This is a genomic window from Acidovorax sp. Leaf191 (genome assembly GCF_001424425.1).
Classification (GTDB): Bacteria; Pseudomonadota; Gammaproteobacteria; order Burkholderiales; family Burkholderiaceae_C; genus Acidovorax.
Genome location: NZ_LMPT01000006.1, coordinates 65,403 through 87,838, shown reverse-complemented (window position 1 = coordinate 87,838; position 22,436 = coordinate 65,403). Strand labels below are relative to the sequence as shown.

General features: G+C 68.5%; 20 protein-coding genes. 14 read left to right on the top strand and 6 right to left on the bottom strand.

What is annotated here, in order from left to right; genetic code table 11:
• Positions 1 to 70: 70 nt before the first annotated feature.
• Both ASG27_RS07120 and fabI read right to left on the bottom strand, forming a co-directional pair.
• Positions 71 to 934, bottom strand: coding sequence for a DNA ligase (locus ASG27_RS07120; RefSeq protein ID WP_056414654.1), 864 nt, complete (start codon positions 932 to 934; stop codon positions 71 to 73).
• A 98-nt stretch (positions 935 to 1,032) separates the two neighbouring features.
• Positions 1,033 to 1,833 carry an enoyl-ACP reductase FabI gene (gene fabI / locus ASG27_RS07115; RefSeq protein ID WP_056414651.1) on the bottom strand — a complete coding sequence of 267 codons (801 nt, stop codon included), beginning with the start codon at positions 1,831 to 1,833 and terminating at the stop codon, positions 1,033 to 1,035.
• Positions 1,834 to 1,950: 117 nt separating this feature from the next.
• On the opposite strand from fabI, the gene ASG27_RS07110 reads away from it, so the two are divergent.
• The 4 genes from ASG27_RS07110 (at position 1,951) to ASG27_RS07095 (ending at position 7,622) form a co-directional block, all read left to right on the top strand.
• A complete protein-coding gene (locus tag ASG27_RS07110; protein ID WP_056414648.1) occupies positions 1,951 to 3,756 on the top strand; it encodes an extracellular solute-binding protein in 1,806 nt (601 codons plus the stop codon).
• A gap of 86 nt (positions 3,757 to 3,842) precedes the next feature.
• On the top strand, positions 3,843 to 4,874 hold the full coding sequence (locus tag ASG27_RS07105) for a microcin C ABC transporter permease YejB (RefSeq protein ID WP_056414646.1): 1,032 nt from the start codon (positions 3,843 to 3,845) through the stop codon (positions 4,872 to 4,874).
• Between the two features lie 13 nt (positions 4,875 to 4,887).
• Positions 4,888 to 5,940, top strand: a complete 1,053-nt coding sequence (locus ASG27_RS07100; RefSeq protein WP_056414644.1) for an ABC transporter permease — start codon at positions 4,888 to 4,890, stop codon at positions 5,938 to 5,940.
• Entirely contained in the window at positions 5,937 to 7,622 is a 1,686-nt protein-coding gene (locus ASG27_RS07095; RefSeq protein ID WP_056414639.1) for an ABC transporter ATP-binding protein, read from the top strand. Before ASG27_RS07100 ends, ASG27_RS07095 begins: the two co-directional genes overlap by 4 nt.
• Positions 7,623 to 7,860: 238 nt before the next feature.
• Here the strand turns inward: ASG27_RS07095 and ASG27_RS07090 are convergent, their stop codons facing one another.
• The gene (locus tag ASG27_RS07090; protein WP_056414636.1) at positions 7,861 to 8,457 is read right to left on the bottom strand and encodes a lipocalin family protein; all 597 of its coding nucleotides are present in this window, start codon (positions 8,455 to 8,457) and stop codon (positions 7,861 to 7,863) included.
• Between the two features lie 305 nt (positions 8,458 to 8,762).
• Between ASG27_RS07090 and ASG27_RS07085 the strand changes: the two genes are divergently transcribed.
• Positions 8,763 to 9,413 (top strand): hypothetical protein, encoded by a 651-nt coding sequence (locus ASG27_RS07085; RefSeq protein ID WP_056414632.1) that lies wholly within the window; start codon positions 8,763 to 8,765, stop codon positions 9,411 to 9,413.
• Between the two features lie 233 nt (positions 9,414 to 9,646).
• Here ASG27_RS07085 and ASG27_RS07080 read toward each other — a convergent pair whose 3' ends face one another.
• Together ASG27_RS07080 and ASG27_RS07075 are read right to left on the bottom strand one after the other, a co-directional pair.
• Positions 9,647 to 10,006 (bottom strand): FlxA-like family protein, encoded by a 360-nt coding sequence (locus tag ASG27_RS07080; protein WP_056414629.1) that lies wholly within the window; start codon positions 10,004 to 10,006, stop codon positions 9,647 to 9,649.
• 29 nt (positions 10,007 to 10,035) lie between these two features.
• Positions 10,036 to 10,974 (bottom strand): LysR family transcriptional regulator, encoded by a 939-nt coding sequence (locus ASG27_RS07075; protein WP_056414627.1) that lies wholly within the window; start codon positions 10,972 to 10,974, stop codon positions 10,036 to 10,038.
• A 116-nt stretch (positions 10,975 to 11,090) separates the two neighbouring features.
• Between ASG27_RS07075 and ASG27_RS07070 the strand changes: the two genes are divergently transcribed.
• The 5 genes from ASG27_RS07070 (at position 11,091) to ASG27_RS07050 (ending at position 15,916) form a co-directional block, all read left to right on the top strand.
• On the top strand, positions 11,091 to 12,098 hold the full coding sequence (locus ASG27_RS07070; RefSeq protein ID WP_056414625.1) for a tripartite tricarboxylate transporter substrate binding protein: 1,008 nt from the start codon (positions 11,091 to 11,093) through the stop codon (positions 12,096 to 12,098).
• Between the two features lie 25 nt (positions 12,099 to 12,123).
• The gene (locus ASG27_RS07065; protein ID WP_056414622.1) at positions 12,124 to 13,029 is read left to right on the top strand and encodes an alpha/beta fold hydrolase; all 906 of its coding nucleotides are present in this window, start codon (positions 12,124 to 12,126) and stop codon (positions 13,027 to 13,029) included.
• Positions 13,030 to 13,074: 45 nt separating this feature from the next.
• Positions 13,075 to 14,493, top strand: coding sequence for a 3-isopropylmalate dehydratase large subunit (gene leuC, locus ASG27_RS07060; RefSeq protein ID WP_056414688.1), 1,419 nt, complete (start codon positions 13,075 to 13,077; stop codon positions 14,491 to 14,493).
• Entirely contained in the window at positions 14,490 to 15,155 is a 666-nt protein-coding gene (gene leuD / locus ASG27_RS07055; protein ID WP_056414618.1) for a 3-isopropylmalate dehydratase small subunit, read from the top strand. The genes leuC and leuD overlap by 4 nt, the downstream gene beginning before the upstream one ends.
• 194 nt (positions 15,156 to 15,349) lie before the next feature.
• Positions 15,350 to 15,916: a YcxB family protein gene (locus ASG27_RS07050; protein ID WP_056414615.1), complete on the top strand. Its 567-nt coding sequence runs from the start codon at positions 15,350 to 15,352 to the stop codon at positions 15,914 to 15,916.
• Between the two features lie 48 nt (positions 15,917 to 15,964).
• Here ASG27_RS07050 and ASG27_RS07045 read toward each other — a convergent pair whose 3' ends face one another.
• The gene (locus ASG27_RS07045) at positions 15,965 to 16,984 is read right to left on the bottom strand and encodes a PhnD/SsuA/transferrin family substrate-binding protein (RefSeq protein ID WP_056414612.1); all 1,020 of its coding nucleotides are present in this window, start codon (positions 16,982 to 16,984) and stop codon (positions 15,965 to 15,967) included.
• 372 nt (positions 16,985 to 17,356) lie between these two features.
• Here ASG27_RS07045 and ASG27_RS07040 point away from each other — a divergent pair, with 372 nt between their 5' ends.
• The 4 genes from ASG27_RS07040 (at position 17,357) to ASG27_RS27780 (ending at position 22,426) form a co-directional block, all read left to right on the top strand.
• On the top strand, positions 17,357 to 18,310 hold the full coding sequence (locus ASG27_RS07040; protein WP_200912405.1) for a hypothetical protein: 954 nt from the start codon (positions 17,357 to 17,359) through the stop codon (positions 18,308 to 18,310).
• A 39-nt stretch (positions 18,311 to 18,349) separates the two neighbouring features.
• Positions 18,350 to 18,856: a hypothetical protein gene (locus ASG27_RS07035; RefSeq protein ID WP_056414609.1), complete on the top strand. Its 507-nt coding sequence runs from the start codon at positions 18,350 to 18,352 to the stop codon at positions 18,854 to 18,856.
• 148 nt (positions 18,857 to 19,004) lie between these two features.
• A complete protein-coding gene (locus tag ASG27_RS07030) occupies positions 19,005 to 20,231 on the top strand; it encodes a hypothetical protein (protein ID WP_056172115.1) in 1,227 nt (408 codons plus the stop codon).
• Positions 20,228 to 22,426 (top strand): ATP-binding protein, encoded by a 2,199-nt coding sequence (locus tag ASG27_RS27780; RefSeq protein ID WP_056414606.1) that lies wholly within the window; start codon positions 20,228 to 20,230, stop codon positions 22,424 to 22,426. The genes ASG27_RS07030 and ASG27_RS27780 overlap by 4 nt, the downstream gene beginning before the upstream one ends.
• Positions 22,427 to 22,436: the final 10 nt, after the last annotated feature.

The window sequence follows — 22,436 nt, the reverse complement described above, 5'->3', positions numbered from 1 at the left end:
AGGACCCCCAGGCGCCACGCCGTGCAGTGATATGCGGCGTGGCGTTGTGCTTTCAGCGGCGACAGTGGCCTCAGCGGCTCGGCGGCAGGTCTTCGCGCACGCGCACGAAGCTGGCAAAGCGCGGCAGCCCACCGTCGTGCGTACCGCGAAACCGGTAGCTGACCCAGCTGCCGATGGGCGGCGGATCGGCCCGCTGCGCGTCGCTGAAACCGGCGCCCAGTTTGAATCGCTGCCCTGATGGCATCTCGACCAGCAGCGCGCCCAGGCGGCCCTCCAGACGGCCCTTGCCGGGCACATGGGCCACCACACGGGCTTCGGTGTCCTCGTGGGTCTTGACCTTGACGAGGTCATCGCTGCGCCCGCCCTGGTACAGCGAAGCGCCCCGGCGCAGCATCAGGCCTTCGCCGCCCGCACGCACCGTGCGCTGCAGCAGCGCCTGCAGTGCGGCGTCCGTCGCCACGCGGTGCTGCTGCACGGCCTGCACCCAGGGCTGGCCGATGGTGGCGACCACGGCATTGAGTGTGGGAATGCGGTCGTCGAAGGTGCCGGGGCTTTGCGGCAGGTCGAACACCATGAACCGCATGTGCCGCCACGCGGCGTCGTCGGCATGCTGCTGCCGGGTGGTGGACTGCGCATGGGCAAAGCGCCCGCGCCCGGCCCACAGCTCGCCATCCATCGGCGTGTCGGGCCAGCCTGCGGTGAACCACGCCGGCGCGGCCACCGTCTCGCCACCGCGGGTGCGCAGCGTGCGGCCATCCCAGTAGCCACGCACGCCGTCGTACTTTTCGCTGACCCAGTAGTCCGCCAGGGGCATGCCCGGGCGGTACACGTTGGCCAGCAGCAGCGCCGGTGCGTCGCCTGCGCGGGCGGGCGCACCGATGGCGGTGGCTGTGCCCGCCAAGGCCAGCCAGGCCAGCCAACGTCTGCGAAGCATTTGCTATTGAATTGATAGCTGCTACCGCTTGACTATCCAGCGGTAGCGCTTGTTTTGGCTTGAAGGCCTGTGGTCAGGTCTGGTCAGGTCGGACCCGATCAGACCTGGTCGGCGCTCAGGCCCGCGGTCTGGCTGAAGCCGCCGTCCACGTAGGTGATCTCGGCGGTCAGGCCCGAGGCCAGGTCGGACAGCATGAACGCGGCCACGTTGCCCACGTCCTCGATCGTCACATTGCGGCGCAGTGGCGAGGCATCGGCCACGCGGGACAGCAGCTTGCCGAAGTCCTTGATGCCGCTGGCCGCCAGCGTCTTGATGGGGCCGGCGCTGATGCCGTTGGCGCGGATGGCGCGGCCGTCTTCGGTGCGGCCCACGGCTTCGGCCAGGTAGCGCACGCTGGCTTCCAGGCTGGCCTTGGCCAGGCCCATGGTGTTGTAGTTGGGGATGGAGCGCAGCGCGCCCAGGTACGACAGCGTGAGCAGCGACGACTTGTCGTTCAGGTAGGGCAGGGCGGCCTTGGCCATGGCCGGAAAGCTGTACGCGCTGATGTCGTGCGCAATGCGAAAGCCTTCGCGCGACAGGCCTTCGAGGAAGTTGCCCGCAATGGCCTCGCGCGGTGCGAAGCCGATGCTGTGCACGAAGCCGTCGAACTTGGGCCAGATCTGCGCCAGGTCGGCGAACATGCGCTCGATCTGCTCGTCGCTGGCCACGTCGCAGTCAAAGATCAACTTGGAGTCGAACTCGGCGGCAAAGTCGGTGATGCGGTCCTTGAAGCGCTCGCCCACATAGCTGAAGGCCAGCTCGGCGCCCTGTGCGTGGCAGGCCTTGGCGATGCCGTAGGCGATGGAGCGGTTGGACAGCACGCCCGTGATGAGCAGCTTCTTGCCGGTCAGAAAACCCATTGTTGTTCTCCTGTGGAATGCGTGAAAAAAGAGGGCGCCCTGGTGCCACCGGACGGGTCTCCGGGGAATACCCACAGCCTGTGCGGCGGCAGGGCCGACGTAGTGCAGAATTGTCGCATGCGGTTTTGGCTCACTTTCTTGCTGACGGTATGCGCGGCTCCGGCCTGGGCCGCCCACGGCTATGCGCTGTGGGGGGACCTCAAGTACCCCGAGGGCTTCTCACATTTCGACTACGTGAACCCCGACGCCCCCAAGGGCGGCGAGCTGCGCATGGTGAGCAACCTGCGCTACTCCACCTTCGACAAGTACAACCCCTTCACCATGAAGGGCTCGGTACCCGCGTACCTGAGCGAGCTCATCTTCGAATCCCTGCTCACCGGCTCCATGGACGAGACCGCCTCGGCTTATGGTCTGCTGGCCGAAGACGTGCAGGTGGCCGACGACCGGCTCAGCGCCACCTTCCGCCTGCGGGCCGAGGCACGCTTTCACAACGGCGACACGGTGGAGGCCGCGGACGTCAAGCACAGCTACGACATGCTGATCAGCCCGCAAGCGTCGCCCAGCTACGCCACGCTGCTGCAGGAAGTGGCCGGCGTGGACGTGCTGGACAAGCGCACCGTGCGCTTTCGCTTCAAGCAGCCCAACCGCGAGCTGCCGCTCACCGTGGGCAGCCTGCCGGTCTTCAGCCGGGCCTGGGGGCGCGGCCCGGACGGCAAGGCCAAGCCGTTCGACCAGATCGTGACCGACATACCGATCGGCAGCGGCGCGTACCGCATCGGCGATGTGAAGTTCGGGCGCGATGTCACCTACCAGCGGGACCCGCAGTACTGGGGCCGTGATCTCAATGTCAACCGGGGTGCGCACAACTTCGACCGCATCACCGTCAAGATCTACAAGGACAACACCGCGCGCCTGGAGGCCATGAAAGCCGGTGAGTTCGACTTCATGACCATCTATTCAGCCGGCGACTGGGCCCGCCGCATCGACGGCAAGCTCTTCAAGCAGGGCGTGCTGGTCAAGAAGGACATGAAGCACCGCCTGCCCTCGGGCTTCCAGAGCTACGTGCTCAACACCCGCCGCCCACTGCTGCAGGACGTGCGCGTGCGCGAGGCGCTGGGCCTGGCCATCGACTACGAGTGGATGAACCGCCAGATGTTCTATGGCGGCTATCCCCGCGTGAAGGACCTGTTCGGCAACACCAGTTGCCAGGCCACGGGCACGCCCGGGCCAGAGGAGCTGGCGTTGCTCGAACGTTGGCGCGGCAAGGTGCCCGACACGGTGTTCGGCCCCATGTACACGCCGCCCAGCACCGAGGGCGAGGGCCATTCGCTGCGCGACAACCTGCGCCGCGCGCGGCAACTGCTGGCCGATGCGGGCTGGACCTACCGCGATGGCGCGCTGCGCAATGCCGAGGGCAAGGCGATGGAGATCGAGTTCCTGGACAGCAAGGAAGCCGGCGCCCGTACCGTGACGCCATGGATTCGCAATCTGGAGAAGCTCGGCATCACGCTGCGTTTCACCACGGTGGACTTTGCGCTGTACCTGCAGCGCCTGGACAAGTTCGACTTCGACATGATCAGCCTGGCCTACCCAGGCACCTACAACCCCGGCCAGGCGATGAAAGAGCTGTTCGGCAGCCAGGGCGTGAAGGTCGAAGGCTCCAGCAACCACGCGGGGGTGAACAGCCCGGCGGTGGATGCCCTGGTGACCGCGCTCACCCGCGCCACCAGCCAGGCCGAGATGCTGCCCGCCTGCCGTGCGCTGGACCGCGTGATCATGCACAGTCACTACCTCATCCCGCAGTGGACGCTCGAGTCGCACCGGGTGGTCTACAACCAGAAGCGCCTGGCCTACAAGGAACCGATGCCCCCCTACGCCAAGGCGGAAGAGTGGTTGATGTTCTCGTGGTGGACAAAGCCGTGAACGAGCGCTCGCCCGATTCGCTGCCCACCCGCGGCCTGCCTTTGCCTTTGCCCGTGCGCGGTGCCCCGTTTCATCGATAACCGAACATGCTCGCCTACATCGCCAAACGCCTGTTGTTGATGCTGCCCACGTTGCTGGGGGTGCTGCTGTTGACCTTTGCGGTGATCCAGTTCGTGCCGGGCGGGCCGGTGGAGCAGTACCTGGCGGAAGCCCGTACCGCTGGTGGCAAGGGCGGCGTGGAATCCGGCGGCATGGCCTACCGTGGCGACCAGGGCGTGGACCCCAAGCGGCTGGAGCAGATCAAGGCGCTGTACGGGTTCGACAAGCCCGCGCACGAGCGGTTCTTTCAGATGCTGGGCCAGTTTGCGCGGTTCGACCTGGGCAAGAGCTTTTTCCAGAACAAGGACGTGTGGAGCCTGGTGAAAGAAAAACTGCCGGTGTCCATCAGCCTGGGCCTGTGGACCTTTTTCATCAGCTATCTGGTGGCCGTGCCGCTCGGCGTGGCCAAGGCCGTGCGGGCGGGGTCCCGGTTCGATCTGATCACCACGCTGCTCGTGCTGGTGGGCTACGCGATACCGGGCTTCGTGCTGGGCGTGGCGCTGCTCGTGATCTTCGGCGGGCAACTGCAGTGGTTTCCCCTGCGCGGGCTGACCTCGTCCAACTGGGACGAACTCAGCTGGGGTGCGCGCATCGTCGACTACCTGTGGCACATCACGCTGCCCGTCACGGCGATGGTGCTGGGCAGTTTCGCGGTCACGGCCATGCTGACCAAGAACGCGTTCCTGGAAGAGATTCGCAAGCAGTACGTGCTCACGGCCCGCGCCAAGGGGCTGAGCGAGCGTCAGGTGCTGTGGAAGCACGTGTTTCGCAACGCCTTGATTCCCATCGTCACCGGCTTTCCGGCAGCGTTCATCGGCGCGTTTTTCACAGGCTCGTTGCTCATCGAGACGCTGTTCTCGCTCGACGGCCTGGGCCTGCTCAGCTACGAAAGCGTGATCCGCCGGGACTACCCGGTCGTGCTGGGCACGCTGTATCTCTTCACCCTGATCGGCCTGGTGACCAAGCTCGTCAGCGACCTGTGCTACGTGTGGGTGGACCCGCGCGTGAAGTTTGATTGACCCCCGCCACGGCATGAGCACCGCTTCTTCTTCGCCATCGCCTTCGTTGTCTCCATCCCGCCGGGCCTGGTTGCGCTTCAAGCGCAACCGGCTGGGCTACTGGAGCCTGCTGATCTTCAGCACGCTGGTGCTCGTCAGCCTGTGTGCCGAGCTGATCAGCAATGACAAGCCGATCATCGTGCGCTACGAGGGGCAGACGTACTTCCCCATGCTCAAGGACTACCCCGAGACCACCTTCGGCGGAGACTTCGAGACGCCGACCGACTACCTCGATCCGTTCATCAAGGAGCGGCTGAGCCAGGGCAGCAACTGGGCGGTCTACACGCTCAACACCTACGGTCCCAACACCCTCAACTACTTCGCCAAGTCCCCCAACCCTTCGGCGCCCACCACCGACAACTGGCTGGGCACCGACGACCGGGGCCGCGACCTGCTGGCGCAGTTGCTGTACGGCTTTCGGGTGAGCGTGCTGTTCGGCCTGGCGCTCACCGTCACGGGGGTGCTGCTGGGGGTGCTCACCGGCGCGATCCAGGGTTTCTTCGGCGGCAAGGTGGACCTGGCGTTCCAGCGCTTCATCGAGATCTGGGGCTCCATGCCCGAGCTGTATTTGCTCATCATCTTCAGCGCCGTGTTCGCGCCCAGCGTGTCGCTGCTGCTCATCCTGCTGTCGCTGTTCGGCTGGATGGGCCTGTCGGACTACGTGCGCGCCGAGTTCCTGCGCAACCGCCAGCTCGACTACGTGAAGGCCGCACGCGCCCTGGGCGTGGGCAACGGCCAGATCATCTGGCGCCACATCCTGCCCAACAGCATGACGCCGGTGGTGACCTTCCTGCCGTTTCGCATGAGTGCGGCCATCCTGGCGCTGACCTCGCTCGACTTCCTGGGCCTGGGCGTGCCGCCCGGCACGCCGTCGCTGGGCGAGTTGCTGAGCCAGGGCAAGAACAGCATCGATGCGTGGTGGATCTCGCTGTCCACCTTCGCCGTGCTGGTGACCACTTTGCTGCTGCTCACCTTCATGGGTGACGCGTTGCGGGATGCTCTCGACCCCCGAAAGGCCGACCAATGAACGCCTCCACGCCCGGCACTGGTGGCTCATCACCGTCATCGCGCGGCAACGCTGCTGCTGCCCCCCTGCTCGACGTGCGCGACCTGCACGTGCGCTTCGGCGCCAAGGAAGTCGTGCGCGGCGTCAGCTTCACCATCGCCCCTGGCGAGAAGCTCGCGCTGGTCGGCGAATCCGGTTCTGGCAAGACCATCACCGCGCTCAGCCTGCTGCGTCTGGCGGGCAACGCTGCCATCACGGGCCAGGCAGTGCTGCGCGGGCAGCGCGACCTGCTGGCGCTGACCGAGCGCGAGATGCGCGGCGTGCGCGGCGGCGAGATCGCCATGGTGTTCCAGGAACCCATGACCGCGCTCAACCCGCTGATGACCATCGGCGTGCAGATCGCCGAGATATTGCAGCTCAAGAGGGGCCTCTCGGGCGCGCAGTGCGCCCAGGCCGCCATCGCGCTGCTGGCCAAGACCGGCATCCCCGAGCCTGCGCGGCGCGCCAACAGCTTTCCGCACCAGCTCTCGGGCGGGCAGCGCCAGCGCGCCATGATCGCGATGGCGCTGGCCAGCGAGCCGCAACTGCTGCTGGCCGACGAGCCGACCACCGCGCTGGACGTGACCCTGCGCGGCCAGATCCTGGACCTGCTGTCCGACCTGCAGCGGGCCAACGGCATGGCCGTGCTGCTCATCACGCACGACTTGAACCTGGTGCGCCGCTTTGCCGACCGCGTGGCCGTGATGGAGCAGGGCGTGCTGGTGGAGCAGGGGCCCGTGGCCGAAGTGTTCGGCGCGCCGCAGCATGCCTACACCCGCCGCCTGATCGCCAGCCAGCCGCGCCGCGACGTGGCGCCCGCCGATTCGCCGGCCGGCACGCCGCCCGTGGTGCACACGCAGGACCTGCGCGTGGTCTACCCCACGCCGTTGCCAGGCATCCGCGGTTGGTTCAAAAAAGGCGAGTTCGTGGCCGTGCAGGGCGCCACGCTGTCGCTGCTGCCCGGTGAAACGCTGGGCGTGGTGGGCGAGTCCGGCTCGGGCAAGTCCACGCTGGCGCAGGCCATTCTGGGCCTGCTGCCGCACACGGGGCAGCTGCAGGTGGGCGGGCAGGCATGGCAACTACCCGCCATGCGCAACACGCCCGCCAACCAGCAACTGCGCCGCCGCGTGCAGGTGGTGTTCCAGGACCCGTTCTCATCGCTGTCGCCGCGCCTCACCGTCGAAGAGATTGTGGGCGAGGGCCTCAAGGTGCACGAGCCGGCCCTGAACACCGCCGAGCGGCGCACCCGCGTGGAGGCCGTGCTGTCGGAGGTGGGGCTGACCGAAGCGCAGTACCCCCGCCTGCTCGAGCGCTACCCGCACGAGTTCTCCGGCGGTCAGCGCCAGCGCCTGGCCATTGCCCGCGCGCTCATCGTGCAGCCGCAGGTGCTGGTGCTCGACGAGCCCACCAGCGCGCTCGACGTCACCATCCAGCAGCAGGTGCTGGGCCTGCTGCAACGGCTGCAAAAGGAGAAGGGCTTGAGCTACCTGCTCATCACCCACGACGTGGACGTGATCCGCGCCATGGCGCACAACGTTCTGGTGATGAAGGACGGTGCCGTGCTGGAGCACGGCGTGGTGGACCAGGTGCTCGACGCGCCGCAGCACCCCTACACCCAGCGCCTGGTGGCGGCCGCCACGGTGCCCGATGGCGCGTCGGCGTAGAGCGCCGCGTTGATGATGTGTTGACGACGCGCTGTGCCTGCTGCCGCTTGTCAATCAAGCGGCGGATGCTATTGGATATGTAGCGTCAAATGCAGGTTGGAAGTGCGGTGCTGTACATCGCTTCTGTGGCAGAGGCTGTTGGCAGGGGTGGTAGGTCGGACTGCTTCAAGCTGCCCAATGCAGCCTGGACGTGGATGTCGCGATGCCTCCCGCGCAGCCCACCGTCACCCCAAAGCCGTCACGTCATCACGGCGCGCTTGGCGTGCTGCTCGCCCGCGGCGGGTGCCCACAGGATTTTGCGCACATCGATGCCCATGGTCTGGGCGCGCTCCAGCAGGTGCTCGCGCACATGGCCGGGCAGGGTCGGAGTGCGCGACAGGATCCACAGGTAGTCCTTGCTGGAGCCCACTACCATGGCCCACTGGTAGTTCTCGTCCAGCGCCACCACGTTGTAGCCGCCGTAGAACGGGCCGAAGAACGACACCTTCAACGCCGCCCGCGTGGGCTCGCCCACAAAGCTGGCCGTGCCCTCGGCCTCTTTCCATTCCTTGCGCACCGGGTCATAGCCGCGGTTGACCACCTTCACGGTGTCGTCGTCATTGCGAGTGTAGGTAGCGCTGGTCTGCGTCAGGCCGCGTTCGAACGAATGGTCGATGCGCGCCACCTCATGCCAGTGGCCGGTGTAGCGGTTCACATCGAAACCGGTCACTGGCTGGATGCCCTCCGGGCTGCGTGGCGTGGAGCAGGCCGAGAGCGCCAGCACGGCGAGCAGCGCGGCAGCGCCCACCATGAGGGGCCAGGGCGAATGGCGGCTGCGAGGGGTGTGAATGCGCATCGGAGTCTCCTGCAAGGTGTGAGGTGGGGGCGCTTGGTGGGGCGCGCCGACCTGTTTCTTTCTGCACACGAATGTAGGTTTGGCGACAAGTAGGTTGTGTAGGTGGGGGCTGGCACGGCGTGTCGGTGGCGTGTGAAGCTGGATGAAGGCAGGCGCGGGGCAGGAGCAAGAATGAGTTGCGGCACCCGCTGCGCTGCTGCTGCTGCACTACACGCCCCGCCCGCCCGGTGCAACGATCAAAGCGCTGGCTGTCAACCGGGCGGGGGCCACACAATGCGCTGATCCCTTGCTGCCGGCCCCCCACCATGTCTTTGCCCTACCCCCATGCACCCGCCATCACGCCCGGCGTTGCATTGCCGGATGCGGTGCTGGCGCTGTACCGCCACGTGCACGCCACTAGCGCTGTCAGCCCTCCTGCAGGCACCGCTGCGCAACTCGTCACCGTGCTGCACCTGGGTGCAGAGCACACCATCGTGGCGGCAGGTGCGGGCCCGCGGGAGCCGTCAATGGTGGCCACGCTGGCGCTGGGCTACGACAAGACCGCCCGTGACTTCTTTCGGCGCAGCGTACCCACGCCGCTGGAACTGGAGACCGCCATCGCGTCGGTGGAAGATGAAATCCACGCAGCGCACCGCCGTCAGTGCAGCGACGCCAGCCAAAGCCTTCCGTACGACCAGGCGCTGGTCGATGCAGCGCCTGCGCCGTGGTCCGCGGACCCCGGGCTGCACGCGCTGGCGACACTCGCGGGCGTTCCAGCGGGGCCGGTTCGGCTGCTGCCGCTCGATGCGATGGAGCGCCTGTTCAACCGCCTGGCCGCCGTGTCCGAAGGCCGGCCTGCCGCACATGAAGGCCTGCCCGACAGCGCAGCCTTTGCGGCGCGCCTGCTGGTGCTGCGGGAGCTGATGCACCACATGCCGTTTGCGGCGATCACGCTGGTGGAGGGGCCGGTTTCATAAAGCCTGCTTGCGGCAGAGCAGGCTGCTAGCGCTTGCCGGATAAGCGCCATGCGCTATATTTTTAGTAGCAATTGGCGTGGCGGTGTAGCGCTGTAGCACTCGCTCCATCGACGCAGGGGGCTTCAGAACACCCAGCCAAACGGCTGGCGCACAGGTCGTCGCGCCATCAGACAACCGTCGCACGTCGGTCCGGCTTTGGACTGGCTATGTGCTGACTGGTCGGCGGCCAGCCGTCAGGCGTAGGTGTCGACGGATTCCCCCAGCCCCGGCGTGCGGCGTGCCAACCCGGGGCCAGCGACGGCAGTGGCCGACACGTCCTTCTCGGCCTTGGCCTGTTGCTGCGCCTGCACCCGGTCCATCTGCTCCTGCTGGCTCTGGCGCTGGATGGCGGCGATCTGCTGCTGCACCATCTGGATCTGCGCCTGCAGCAGCTTGATCTTCTCGGCCTTGGCTTTGGCTTCCATGTTCTGGCCGGCCACGCCGCGCAGTTCGTCGGTCAGCTCGCGCAACTGCTTTTGCAGCTTGTTGATGTTGCTGGCGGCGTTGGCGCTGGATGCTGCGCCCGAGGAAGAGGTGGCACTGGAGATCTGCATGCCGTGTTATCGGCAGATTCGCGCCCATCTCAAGGGGTTTCTTCCGGATGGCCGCGATCCAGGCGCTGCCCGCTGCGCACCGGTGCGGCAAACCAGTCGCGCAAAAAATCCGCCAGCGCGCGCGTCTTGGCCGACATGTCGCTGCGCGTGGGATAGACCAGCGTGACGTCCGCCGCCGGCAGCGACCATGCAGGCAGCACGCGCAGCAGGCGGCCTGTGGCCATGGGGTCGGCCACGTCCCAGGCAGAGCGCATCAGCACCCCGTGCCCTTCCAGCGCCCAGGTGGTGGCGGCGGCGCCGTCGTTGGTGCTGAGCATGCCGCGCACCTTCACCGTCTCTTGCCGGGCGCCTTGGTGCAGGTGCCAGGTGCCGTAGGTCTCGTCGCTCTCGCGGATCACGATGCACTGGTGGGCCAGCAGGTCGGCCGGCTGCACAGGCTCGCCGGCCTGGGCCAGGTAGGCGGGCGATGCGCACAGCACGCGCTGGTTGGCCAGCAGCCGGCGGGCGGTCAGGCGCGAGTCGGGCAGGTCGCCAAAACGCACGGCGGCGTCGAAGCCTTGCTCCACCAGATTCACCGGGCGGTCGGTCAGGTGCAATTGCACCTCGACCTCGGGGTAGGCGCGGGCAAAGGCCGACAGCGCCGGCGCAATGTGCACGCGGCCAAAGCCCAGCGTAGCGGCCAGCTTGATCAGCCCCCGGGGCGAGCTGCGGGCGCCGGCCACCGTGCGCTCCAGCGCGTCCAGGTCGGACAGGATGCGCGCGCCGTCGAGCAGGTAGGCCTCGCCCTCGGGCGTCAGGCTCATGCGGCGCGTGGTGCGGTGCAGCAGCCGCACGCCCAGGCGGTGCTCCAGCTGCGCCAGGCGCCGGCTGGCAGCCGGCGGGGTGATGCCCATCTGCTGCGCGGCCGCCGCCAGGCTGCCTTCCTTCATGAGCAGGGCAAAGAAGCGCAGGTCCGAAAAGCCGTCCATGGAGGTGCCTGATTCGTGTGTTGGATGTATGAATGAAGTAATTTTGACGGTATTTATGGCTTTGAACATCACTCCTAAGATCCCAACCACAACAAATACCCGCAGGAGACAAACCCATGACCGCTGCTTTCACCATTCCCCTCCGATCGCGTCGCCTGGCAGCCAGCGCCGCCGCACTGGCCGCGCTGGCCCTGCTGTCGCCCTCCGCGGCCCTGGCGCAACCGGCCGGCTATCCCAACAAGGCGATCAAGCTCGTGGTGCCCTACGCGCCGGGCGGCAGCGCCGACATCGCGGCGCGCCTGGTGACGGACGAATGGGGCAAGGCGCTGGGCGGCTCGCTGTTCATCGAGAACAAGGGCGGCGCAGGCGGCAACATCGGCGTGGACATGGTCGCCAAGGCCGCGGCGGATGGCTACACCATCGGCCTGCAGACCGTGTCCCTGGCCATCAACCCCAGCCTGACGGCCAAGATGCCGTACGACACCCTGAAGGACCTGGCGCCCATCGGCATGGTGGCCAGCTCGCAGCACGTGCTGGTGGTCAACAACGCCTTGCCGGCCAAGACCGTCAAGGAACTGGTGGCGCTGCTCAAGGCGCAGCCGGGCAGGTACTCCTACGGCTCCGCGGGTGCGGGCAGCACCTTCCACATGTCGGCCGAGCTGTTCAAGGCGGTGGCAGGCACGCCCATCGTGCACATCCCGTACCGCGGCGGCGGCCCGGCCATGATCGACACCATGTCGGGCCAAGTGGCGATGAGCTTCCCCGTGCTGTCGGCCGCGCAGCCGCATGTGCAGGCGGGCAAGCTGCGCGCGCTGGGCGTGACCGGCACCCAACGCTCCGCGCTCATGCCCGACGTGCCCACCATTGCCGAGGCCGGCCTGCCGGGCTACGCTTTTGAAACCTGGTTCATCGTGTTCGCTCCCGCGGGCACACCCCGGCCCATCATCGACAGGCTCAACACCACGCTGAACCAGGCATTGAGCACGCCTGCGCTCAAGGAGCGCATGGCCAAGGACGGGTTCGACCCCATTCCATCGACCCCCGAGCAGGCCCGTGCGCGGCTCGAGAAGGAGATGCCGCAGTGGGCCAAGTTGATCAAGGAGCGGGGCATCACTGCCGAATAGGCCCCGCCGGAATTCCAATGACACCATGACCACGACGACTCCGCTTTTCCCTGGCTTCAACGCCCATCGCGTGCCCACGCCCGACGGCCAGCACATCCACGCGCTGGTCGGCGGCACGGGCCCGGCCCTGCTGCTGCTGCACGGGCACCCGCAGACCTCGGCCATCTGGCACAAGGTGGCGCCGGTGCTGGCCCAGCACTTCACGCTGGTGCTCGCGGACCTGCGGGGCTATGGCGACTCGGCCAAACCCGCCGGCGATGCGGAGCATGCGCTCTACAGCAAGCGCACCATGGCTGCCGACATGCTGGCCGTGATGCAGCACCTGGGCCACCCGCGCTTCACCGTGCTGGCCCACGACCGGGGCGCGCGCGTGGCGCACCGCCTGGCGGCGGACCACCCGTCGGCCGTGCAGCGTTTGGTGATGCTGGACATCGCACCCACGCTGGCCATGTACGAGCAGACCAGCAACGCCTTCGCCCGTGCCTACTGGCACTGGTTCTTCTTGATCCAGCCCGCGCCGCTGCCCGAGCGGCTGATCGAAGCCGACCCCGCCGCCTATGTGCGCGACGTGATGGGCCGGCGCAGCGCGGGCCTGGCCCCGTTCGACCCCCGGGCCCTGGCCGAGTACGTGCGCTGCCTGGGCCTGCCCGGTACGGCCCACGGCGTGTGCGAGGACTACCGCGCCGCCGCCGGCATCGACCTGGTGCACGACCGGGCCGACCGCGACGCGGGCCGCCAACTGGCCGTGCCGCTGCTGGCCCTGTGGGGCGAGCAGGGCGTGGTGCACCAGTGCTTCGAGCCGCTCAAGGAGTGGCAGCGCGTGGCGGCCGACGTGCGCGGCCATGCGCTGCCCTGCGGCCACTACATCGCCGAAGAGGCCCCCGATGCGCTGCTCGACGCGGCGCTGCCTTTCCTGCTGGCCGGCCGATAGCCCGCACGCGCATCCGCATCCGCACCCACACCCACCACGATGACCATGACCACCCCCACCACGCTCTACCAGAAGCTGGTCGCATCGCACACTGTGACCGTTCTCGATGAACAGAACGTGCTGCTCTTTTGCGACCTGCACCTGATGAACGAATACACCAGTCCCCAGGCCTTCGCCGGCCTGCACGAGGCCGGGCGCGGCGTGCCCGTGCCAGGGCAGAACGTGGCGGTGGTGAGCCACATCATCCCCACGCACCCGGTGCGCTGGCGCACCATCCAGGACCCGCCCTCGGCCCTGCAGGCCAGCAACCTCAAGGCCAACTGCGACCGCCACGGCATCCCGCTGTTCGACACCAACGACCCGCTGCAGGGCATCGAGCATGTGATCGCGCCCGAACACGGCATGGTGCGCCCGGGCATGGTCATCATCTGCGGCGACAGCCACACCACCACGTACGGCGCCCTGGGCGCCTTGGGCTTCGGCATCGGCACGTCCGAGGTCGAGCACGTGCTGGCCACGCAGACCCTGGTCTACCGCCTCGCCAAGGACATGCGCATTCGCGTGGACGGCGTGCTGCCCATGGGCACCACGGCCAAGGACCTGATCCTCATGGTCATCAGCCGCATCGGCGCGCAGGGCGCACGCGGCTACGTGGTGGAGTTCTGCGGCAGCGCCATCACCGCGCTGTCGGTGGAGGCGCGCTTCACGCTGTGCAACATGGCGGTGGAGGCGGGTGCGCGCGGCGCGCTGATCGCACCCGATGCCACCGCCATCGACTACGTGCTGGCCAAGGCCCCCGACATTACCGGCGACATGCGCACGCAGGCCCTGGCCCACTGGGCCACGCTGCGCAGCGACGCGGGCGCCGCGTTCGACGTGGAGCATGTGTTCGACGCGGCCGAGGTGGCCCCGTTCGTCACCTGGGGCACCAGCCCCGACCAGGCCATGGCCATCCACGCCACCGTGCCACGGCCCGAAGACATCGCCGATGCCGTGCAGCGCAGCAGTGCCGAGCAGGCCCTGCGCTACACGGCGCTGTCCGCTGGCCAGCCGCTGGCGGGCGTGCCGGTACAGCATGTGTTCATCGGCTCGTGCACCAACGCCCGCATCGAGGATTTGCGCGAGGTGGACCGCGTCGTCGGCCACCGCCATGTGGCCCACGGCGTGCGCGCCATGGTCGTGCCCGGCTCGGGGGCGGTGAAGGCCCAGGCCGAGGCCGAAGGCATCGCCGCGCGCCTGGTGGCCGCGGGCTTTGAGTGGCGCCAGCCCGGCTGCTCCATGTGCCTGGCGATGAACGACGACGTGCTGGCCCCCGGCCAGCGCTGCGCCTCCACCACCAACCGCAACTTCGAGGGCCGCCAGGGCCGTGGCGCCATCACCCACCTGATGAGCCCGGCCATGGCCGCCGCCGCTGCCGTCACCGGCTGCATCATTGACGTTAGAACCCTGGAGGTGACCGCATGAGCGCGGACCATAACCACAAGCACGACCACACCACCGTGCGCGGCCACGCCGCCGTGCTCGACATCGCCAACCTCGACACCGACCAGATCATGCCCAAGCAGTTCCTGCGCGGCATCGACAAATCGGGCCTGGCGCCGGGCCTGCTGTACGACCTGCGCTTTGATGGCGCCGGGCAGCCACGAGAAGACTTCGTGCTCAACCAGCCAGCGTTTGCCGGCACCGACGTACTGCTGGCCGGCAGCAACTACGGCTGCGGCTCCAGCCGCGAGCATGCCGTGTGGGGCATGCAGCAGTACGGCTTCCAGGCCGTGGTCGCGTCGAGCTTTGGCGAGATCTTCTACTCCAACGCCATGAACAACCGCCTGCTGCTGGCCATGGTGACCGAGGCCGACGCCCAGGCTTTCATGCACGAGGCACGCGCCGCGGCAGGGCCGCTGGCCATCGAGATCGACGTGGCGCAGCGCCAGGTGCGCACGGCGGGCCACAGCGCGCCGTTCACCATCTCCGAGCGGCACCGGCGGATGTTCCTCGACGGGCTGGATGTGATCGGCGCGTCGCTCACCTACCGGGACCGGATCGATGCCTTTGCCGCGCAGCACTGGTCCGCGCAGCCCTGGGTGCGCGATGTGGCGCGGTTGACGCGGGACCGCCTGGGGGCATGACCACCCAGCGCGGGCGCTGCCCGCCGCTGTGACCTAGTGTCGGTGTGCGCGGGTGCACGCCGGTAGGCGCCGGGTGTGGGGCGCTGCAAGATGGCGTGATGTGGTGCCAGGTTGTGTGCCGATGGCGGCCGCCTGCACCGGTGCGCCGTGGGCGCCCCCTATAGTGGCGGCTCCTCACGCCTTCATCCCCACCCATGCCCTCCTTTTCCCTTACCCGTGGCGACTACGCCGATCTGCAAAAACGCATCGTCGCCCAGGCCAAGGCCCAACTGCGGCGCGGTGATGGCGCTCGCGCTGGCGGCAAAGGGGGTCCATCCAACGACGACCCCGGACGGTGGTGGCTGCCGCTGGTGCTGTGGGGCGTCTCCGTGGTGCCGCTGGTGTTCCTGTTCCGCTGGCTGGAGTCCTTGCCGGACATGGGCACCCATCTGGCCATGGGGGCCGTGGGCATCGTGGTCGGCGCGTTGGCATTCTGGGCGCTGGTCCGCAGCGGTAGCGGCTCCCTGCAGCAGGCCATGTTCGAAGACGATGGCTACTGCCTCGCGCCCCAGACGCTGGATGTGCGGGAGGACTGCATCGAGCAGCGGTCCTACGCGGCCCATACCCTGTGGCAATGGGCCGGGTTCAAGCACCGGCAGGAGAGCGAGACCTTGGTGTTCCTGTTCGTGGACAACGCCGTGTGCCTCATGGTCCCCAAGTCCATCCTCGCGCCCGAGGCCCGCGCGCTCATCGAGCAGCGCGTGCCACTGCAGGCGCCGTGAAGTGCCGGTTGCACCGGTTGCGCTGCGCGGCGCACCGGGCTGGCTGACTCAGGGCTTGGGTGCAGTCGCAGCGGCGGGCTTGCCGGCCTGCGCCGCTTTCGCGGTCTTGTTGTAGACCTCCATCACGGTGGCAAAGTCGCGCTCGAAGTTGATGGGCAAAAAGGTGTCGTTGCCCGGCAGCAGCTGGCGCAGCTTGGGCGAGAAGCTGTAGCCGTACGAGCACTTCTTGACCCGCGCCTGCAGCTCGGGCGGCACGTCCTTGCCCAGGGTCCAGGTCTCGGTCATGAAGGGCGGGCTCTCCCACAGCGTGCGAATGCTCGACCCCTTCACATCGCCCTTGACCACCATGCGCTGGTACAGGTCGCTGGCCACCGCAGCGGCGGGGTAGAAGCCGTGCATCACCCCGGTCACCGAGCGCTCGTGGCCGTTGGAGAACACCACCTCGTAGTTCTGGTCCGGCACCAGGCCGATGGCCGGGAACAGCGCGCGCGGCGCCAGGTTGCCGGAGTTGGACGTGGGCGTGGTGTGCGCGATCTTCTTGCCCACCAGGTCCTGCGGCTTGGTGAACGGGCTGTCCACCCGCGCGATCAGGATCAGCTTGTACGAATTGCGCTGCCCGCTGGCCTTGTTGCCCGGCACGCCGAACGGCGCGGGCTGGCCGGCTGCGATGAGCTGCGGCACCAGGCCGGGGTTGACCTGGGCCAGCTGGGCCTTGCCCGTGATCAGGTTGTCGATGAGGTCCTTCTCGGGCAGCACGTCGATGTTGGTGCTGCGCTCCAGCGACTCGCCCTGCAGGTTCTGAAGGTCGATGTTGCCGCAGCGCGCCAGGTGGTTGAAGTAGTCGCCCCACAGCAGCATCGTCTCGCTCTTGGCATAGGTCTTGGGCATGGCCACCACCAGCTTTTCGCGCGGGCCGCTGAAGGCGGGGGCCGGGGCTGCCGCGGCGCGGGCAGCGGCTGCGCGGGCCTGGGGCGTGGTGGCAGCGTCGGTCTGGGCCTGCACGGCCACCGGGCCGAGCGTGAGCGTGGTGTACAGCCAAAGTGCGCCGGAGCGGGCGTGGGAACGCATGGTGAATCTCCCTCAGTGTTTTGTGGTGGTCCAGGCCCGGAGCCCGGCGTCTGGCGCCTGATCGTCGCAGCCCGCGCTGGTCGCAGCCTGCGGCCGCATGGCCGGTCAGGCTGGCCGCGGCGGGCAGCCGTCGAGTATGCATGACGCAGCGGCTGGCGCGGGCCCACGGCGGCGCGCTTGGGTAACGCGCGGGACTCCGTGGGCGCATGGCATCGGCCTGGGCCGGCGGCTCGCAGGGCAGGGCGGTTGACACCGCGTCAAGTGCCCGGTGGTCGGCATGGACAAGACCGAGAGGGACGGGGGCTCCAGAGCCTGTAACAATTCGTGCACTCCAACGCGAACCTTTCATCGACTGCCTGCATCCGCCGAACCATGTCGCAAAACGCCCATACCCTGCACCTGTTCTTCGAAGACCCGATCAAGCTCAAGACCTTTCAGCTGGTCTACCAGTACCTGGTGGCCGACAACACCGATCAGGCCGAGCGCTGGGCCGACAAGCTGGGCGGCGTGGACCTGGGCGCGCTGTGGGACGCGCAATGGTTCAACCAGCAGGTGTCGGCCGAGCGCACCCACCTGCTGCTGCGCTTTGACACCGGCACCCACGACGACCTGCCCCTGCGCGCCCTGGAAGCCCTCTTCGCCCACGGCCTGCAGTCGGCAGTGCTGGAGGTGTTCTACGACCAGGTGGGCGAGACCGAGCGCATGCACTTCCACCAGGGCCAGTGGGTATCACGCGCGGCGTTTTTCAAAGCGTGCCCGCAGTGGCGCGTGGTGGTGGAGCCGGCGGATGAACGCGACGGCGCGAGCGAGGCCGGCAGTTCGCAGGACAGCGGCGACGACGCGTACTGCCACTCCAAGGACCCGGCCAAACCCGTCACCGTCAGCAAGCTGCGCCAGCAGGAGGCCGAGCGCAAGCAGGAAGCGCAAGAGGCCGCGCAGGCCTTCATCGACATGGCCCGCTCCATGGGCAAGAACGGCAAGTCACCGGTGGAGGGCCTCATCGGCGTGCTGCTGCTGCGCGCCGGATTCAAGGGCCTGCTGCAGGCCATCGCCTTCACGGTGGTCACCGTGCTGCTGTTCAAGGGCCTGTGGCTGTGGCTGGGCTTGGGCCTGGTGCTGGCCATCGTGCTGCCGCTGTACTACATCCTGAGCGAATACAACGACATCCACGGGGATGACGATGACAGCGATGCCGAGGGTGGCGATGGAGATGGCGACGGTGAGGGCGACGGCGGGGCGCAGCAGACCGTGCCGCTGGCCGGCGACGATGGGGCCATCACCCCGCAGGCCCGCAAGGACCCGGGCGCTCCGCTGCTCGCGCACTGAACACAACACAACGACTGACGACGAGGGAGCGATTCCAACATGCTGACAAACATCGAATGGTGGGGCGGGCTGATCTTCGTGCTGGGTGCCATCACCTACCGGCTGGTCATGGGCGCGCTGGAGAAGAACGAAGACGGCATCCACTGGTACCGCGGGCTGATGCACGCGTTCTTCCTGCTGCCCGCCGTGGTGCTGGCCGGGTACTTCTACCCCCTGCCGCGCGCCGGATGGCAGTACGGCTACCTGGCTGTCCTGGGCGCGTCGCTGGCCGTCGTGCTGGTGATGCTGGTGCAAGAGATCACCGGAGACAGCCCCGCGGATTCAGAGAAGAAAAAGGCCGACAAGGCGAAGACGAAGGGGGAGGGCGCGGAAGAAAATCCGCAAGCCAAGAAGCAGCCGCCCGACGCCGCTGGCGGTGACGAAGATGGCGACGAGCCAGGCTGGCTGATGACCGTGGTGGGCGCGCTGGCGCTGTACAGCCCGGTGCTGGTGGCCTGCGGCCTGGGCTGCCACAAGGCCTGGCCCATGGTGCAGCGGCTGCTGTGATGCTGCCGCCCCGGGGTGTACCTGGGACGCGTTGCAGGGCCGGCCGGCTGCGGCGCCCATCACAATCGGCAGGGGCCGGCCGGCCCCTTCATCTACTTATCCATGACCCTTTGCCCCGCGCCCATGTGCGCCCACGCCTTTTCCGTCCATGGCCCAAGATTCCTTCGCTGAGCTTTTGTCGCTCTACATGCGGCGCATCCGCGCCAGCGCCTCCGGCGTCGCCACCGAGATCGGCCTGAGCCGCGAGGCGGTCAACAACTGGCGCAACGGCCTGTCCGCACCCAACCCGCGCTCGCGCGACAAGGTGGTGGCCTGCACCCGCTACCTGCGCCTGACCGAGGCCGAGGCCAACCGCCTGCTCAGCGCGGCGGGCTTGCAGCCCGAGTTTCCGCTGCAGGCCGGGCCGGCCGGCGCAGCGCAGCCGTTTGCCGCCTTTCAAGACCGGCTGTTCGCGCAACTGGCGCAGGCCGTGCCCTATGCCATCGCACTGCTGCTGTCGCCCGCACACTGGGGCCAGCCGCCGTTCCGGCAAGAGCTGCTGCAGCGCGCCAAGGCGCAGTACGGAGACGGTGCGGTGCTGCACATCCAGCCGCCCTACAGCGTGAGCACCGTGCCGGCCGAATACTTTGCCGCCATCGGCCGCCAGTGCGGCCTGGGCGATGTGGCCACCGACTATGAATTCGAATCCGCCCTGGAGCGCCGGCTGGTTGCGGGCGAGCGCCTGTTCTGCCTGGTCAGCCGGTTCGAGCAGGGCACGCCCGCACTGCGCGAGACCCTGGCGGGCATCCTGCGCAGCCTGAGCGAGATGCACAGCGGCCGCCTGCACCTGCTGCTGTGCGGCGGCGAGGCACTGGCCGACCTCAAATACCGCAGCGGCGACCTGTCGCTGCTCAACATCGCGCAGGTCCACCATTGGCCCGACCCGTCGCTCGAAGACCTCACGCTGCTGGCCCGCCACCGCTGGCCCGACCAGGCCTGGCCTCAGTCCGTGCTGGCGGCCTTGCAGGACGTGAGCGGCGGCCACCCCGCGCTGTTCGAAGAAGGCCTGCAATGGCTGGTGGACCACGGCGTTGATGAGGCGCAGGCCCGCTCTGCCGCCTTGCGCAGCCACCTGGCCGGCAGCCCGCGCCTGTGGCAGACCCTGCTGCCGCTGGCACAGGCCCCTGCCACGCGCCAGCGCCTGGCCCAGCTGCTGCAGGCCGACGAACTGGGCCGCGCGCGCCCGTACCTGCAGGACGACGAACTGCGCCGCCTGTTCTGGGGCAACCTCATCCATGTGCGGGGCACGGGCGATGCCGCGCGGCTGCACTGGCGCAGCCCGGCCATCCGCGAGGCGGGCCTGATGGTCGTGGAATCCGCGTCCGGCGCCGCATGAGCCCGCTGCTGTCCAAGGCGCTGGTGCGCGCGGTGGTCGTCGCGGCCATCACCCTCTTCGTGGGCAGCGCGCTGCTCACGCCCAAGCTCAACCCGGTCACGCGCGGCTCGGTGCTGGGCGCCGAGAACGCAGGCATCGTCTGGGGCGAACTGGTGCAGTGGCGCGTGGCCATGGTGCAGGCCCACAACGAGCTGGATGCGTGGCCGCAGGACATCCAGAAATACGCGCCCCCCATCGGCAACCCGCAGCTGCGCGTTACCTCGCCCCAGCCCTACGTGCTGCAGGCCGACATCGCCGCCAACCCCGAGCTGGGCAAGCTCGCAGGCACCCAGGTGGTCGTGCAACTCAAGCCCGGCACCACCACCTGGAGCTGCCGCCCCGGGCGCCCGCCCATCCCGAGCGGCTACCTGCCCATCAACTGCCTGGAAGGGCAGGGGGACGACTTCACGCCCGTGCCGGCATCCGAGCGCGACCCGTTCGCGGCGCTGCGCCAGCTCATCTACTGGTGCGTCGGCATCTTCCTGGTCGGCGCCGTGGTCTGGGTGGCGCGGCACCCACTGCTCGGCCCCGCGCAGCTGCAGCCCGCGCGATTGCGCCGCACGCCGCTGGCGCGGCTGCCCCGGCTCGACCGCCTGCTGGGCTGGACGGGCCGGCGCGAGTCCACGCTGCTCGCGGCCGACATCCGCATGGTGGACTGGCGCCGTGCGGTGCAGTGCGCGCAGCCGGGCTCGCCCGACGCGGCGAACGCACGCGCGGAGGGCCTGGTCCGTGCGCTGGCCGAGCGCGTGTCCGCCCGCAGCCAGCCCAGCAGCGACTGGGCGCTGCCGGGGCCGGTGTTCGAGTGGCAGTTTCCGCCGGACCTGCCGGTGTCGCTGGACCGCTGCCTGGTGTTCGTGCCCACGCCCGGCGTGGACGAGGCCACCGTGCTGCGCCAGTTGCGCGCCGCGCAGACGGGCAGCGACGTGCTGCTGGTGCTCAGCGCGCACAGCGCTGACTTCCCCATGCCCCTGCTGCAGGCGCACGCGGCCGACCACGCCAACCTGCACGTGATGGTGGACAGCGCCAGCCAGACCGAATGGCTGGTGGGCGGCGAGGCCCTGCAGGTGCTGCTGCGCCTGCTGGCGGCCCAGCTGCGCATCACGCGCATCTCGCCATACCAGACGCGGGGCGGCATCACGCGCGAAGGCTCGTTCTTCGGCCGGGCCCAGCTGCTGGCCCGCGTGATCAACCGCGAGCCCGCCAACTACCTCGTGGTGGGCGGCCGCCAGCTGGGCAAGAGCAGCCTGCTCAAGGCCGTGCAGCGCCGCCTGCAGGGCCACCCGCACACCGTGTGCCACTACGTGTCGCTGCGCGACCACCGCCTGGCGCCGCGCATGGCGCTGCAGTTCGGCCTGCCGGCCGACACCCCGCTCGAGGCCATCGTGGACCACCTGCAGGCGCAGTACCAGGGCAAGCGTCTTTACCTGCTGATCGACGAGGCTGACCTGTTCTTTCGCGACGAGTCGCACAACGGCTACCCGCAGCTGTCCACCCTGCGGGCGCTGAGCGAAGAAGGGCGCTGCTGGTTCATGCTCGCGGGCTTCTGGGACCTGTACGCCACCGCCGTGCTCGACTACCAAAGCCCGCTGCGCAACTTCGGCGAGGTGCTGGCCATCGGCGGCCTGGAGCGCGCCGCCTGCCGCGACCTCGCCACCGAGCCCTTGCGCCGCCTGCGCCTGGGTTTTGCGAGCGACACGCTCGTGGAAAAGCTGGTGGACGCCAGCGGCCAGCGTGCCAACCTGGTCGCCATCCTGTGCCAGGAATGCCTGGAGGCGCTGCAACCCAGCGAGCGCGCCATCGAGGCGCACCACCTCGCGCAGGCCCTGGCCTCGCAGCCGGTGCAGGACGCCCTGGCCGGCTGGGGGCGCCTGAGCCACGACGAGGCCGCCTGCCGCCTGGACCGCGTGGTGGTCTACCACACCGCCCAGGCCGGGCACAGCAGCCTGGTCACCCTGGCCCAGCTGCTGCAAGGCCACGGCGTCCTGGCCGACGCCCAGGCCCTGCGCCAGTCGCTGGCCCGCCTGCAGCTGGCCTATGTGCTGCGCAAGCACGACGCCGAGTACCGCTTCGCCATCCCGCTGCTGCAAGACCAGTTCGAATCCGCCGAGCTGGAGTTGCTGCTGCACCAGGAGCTGGCGGTGATGTCCAAGGCCTGAGGCCGCCCGC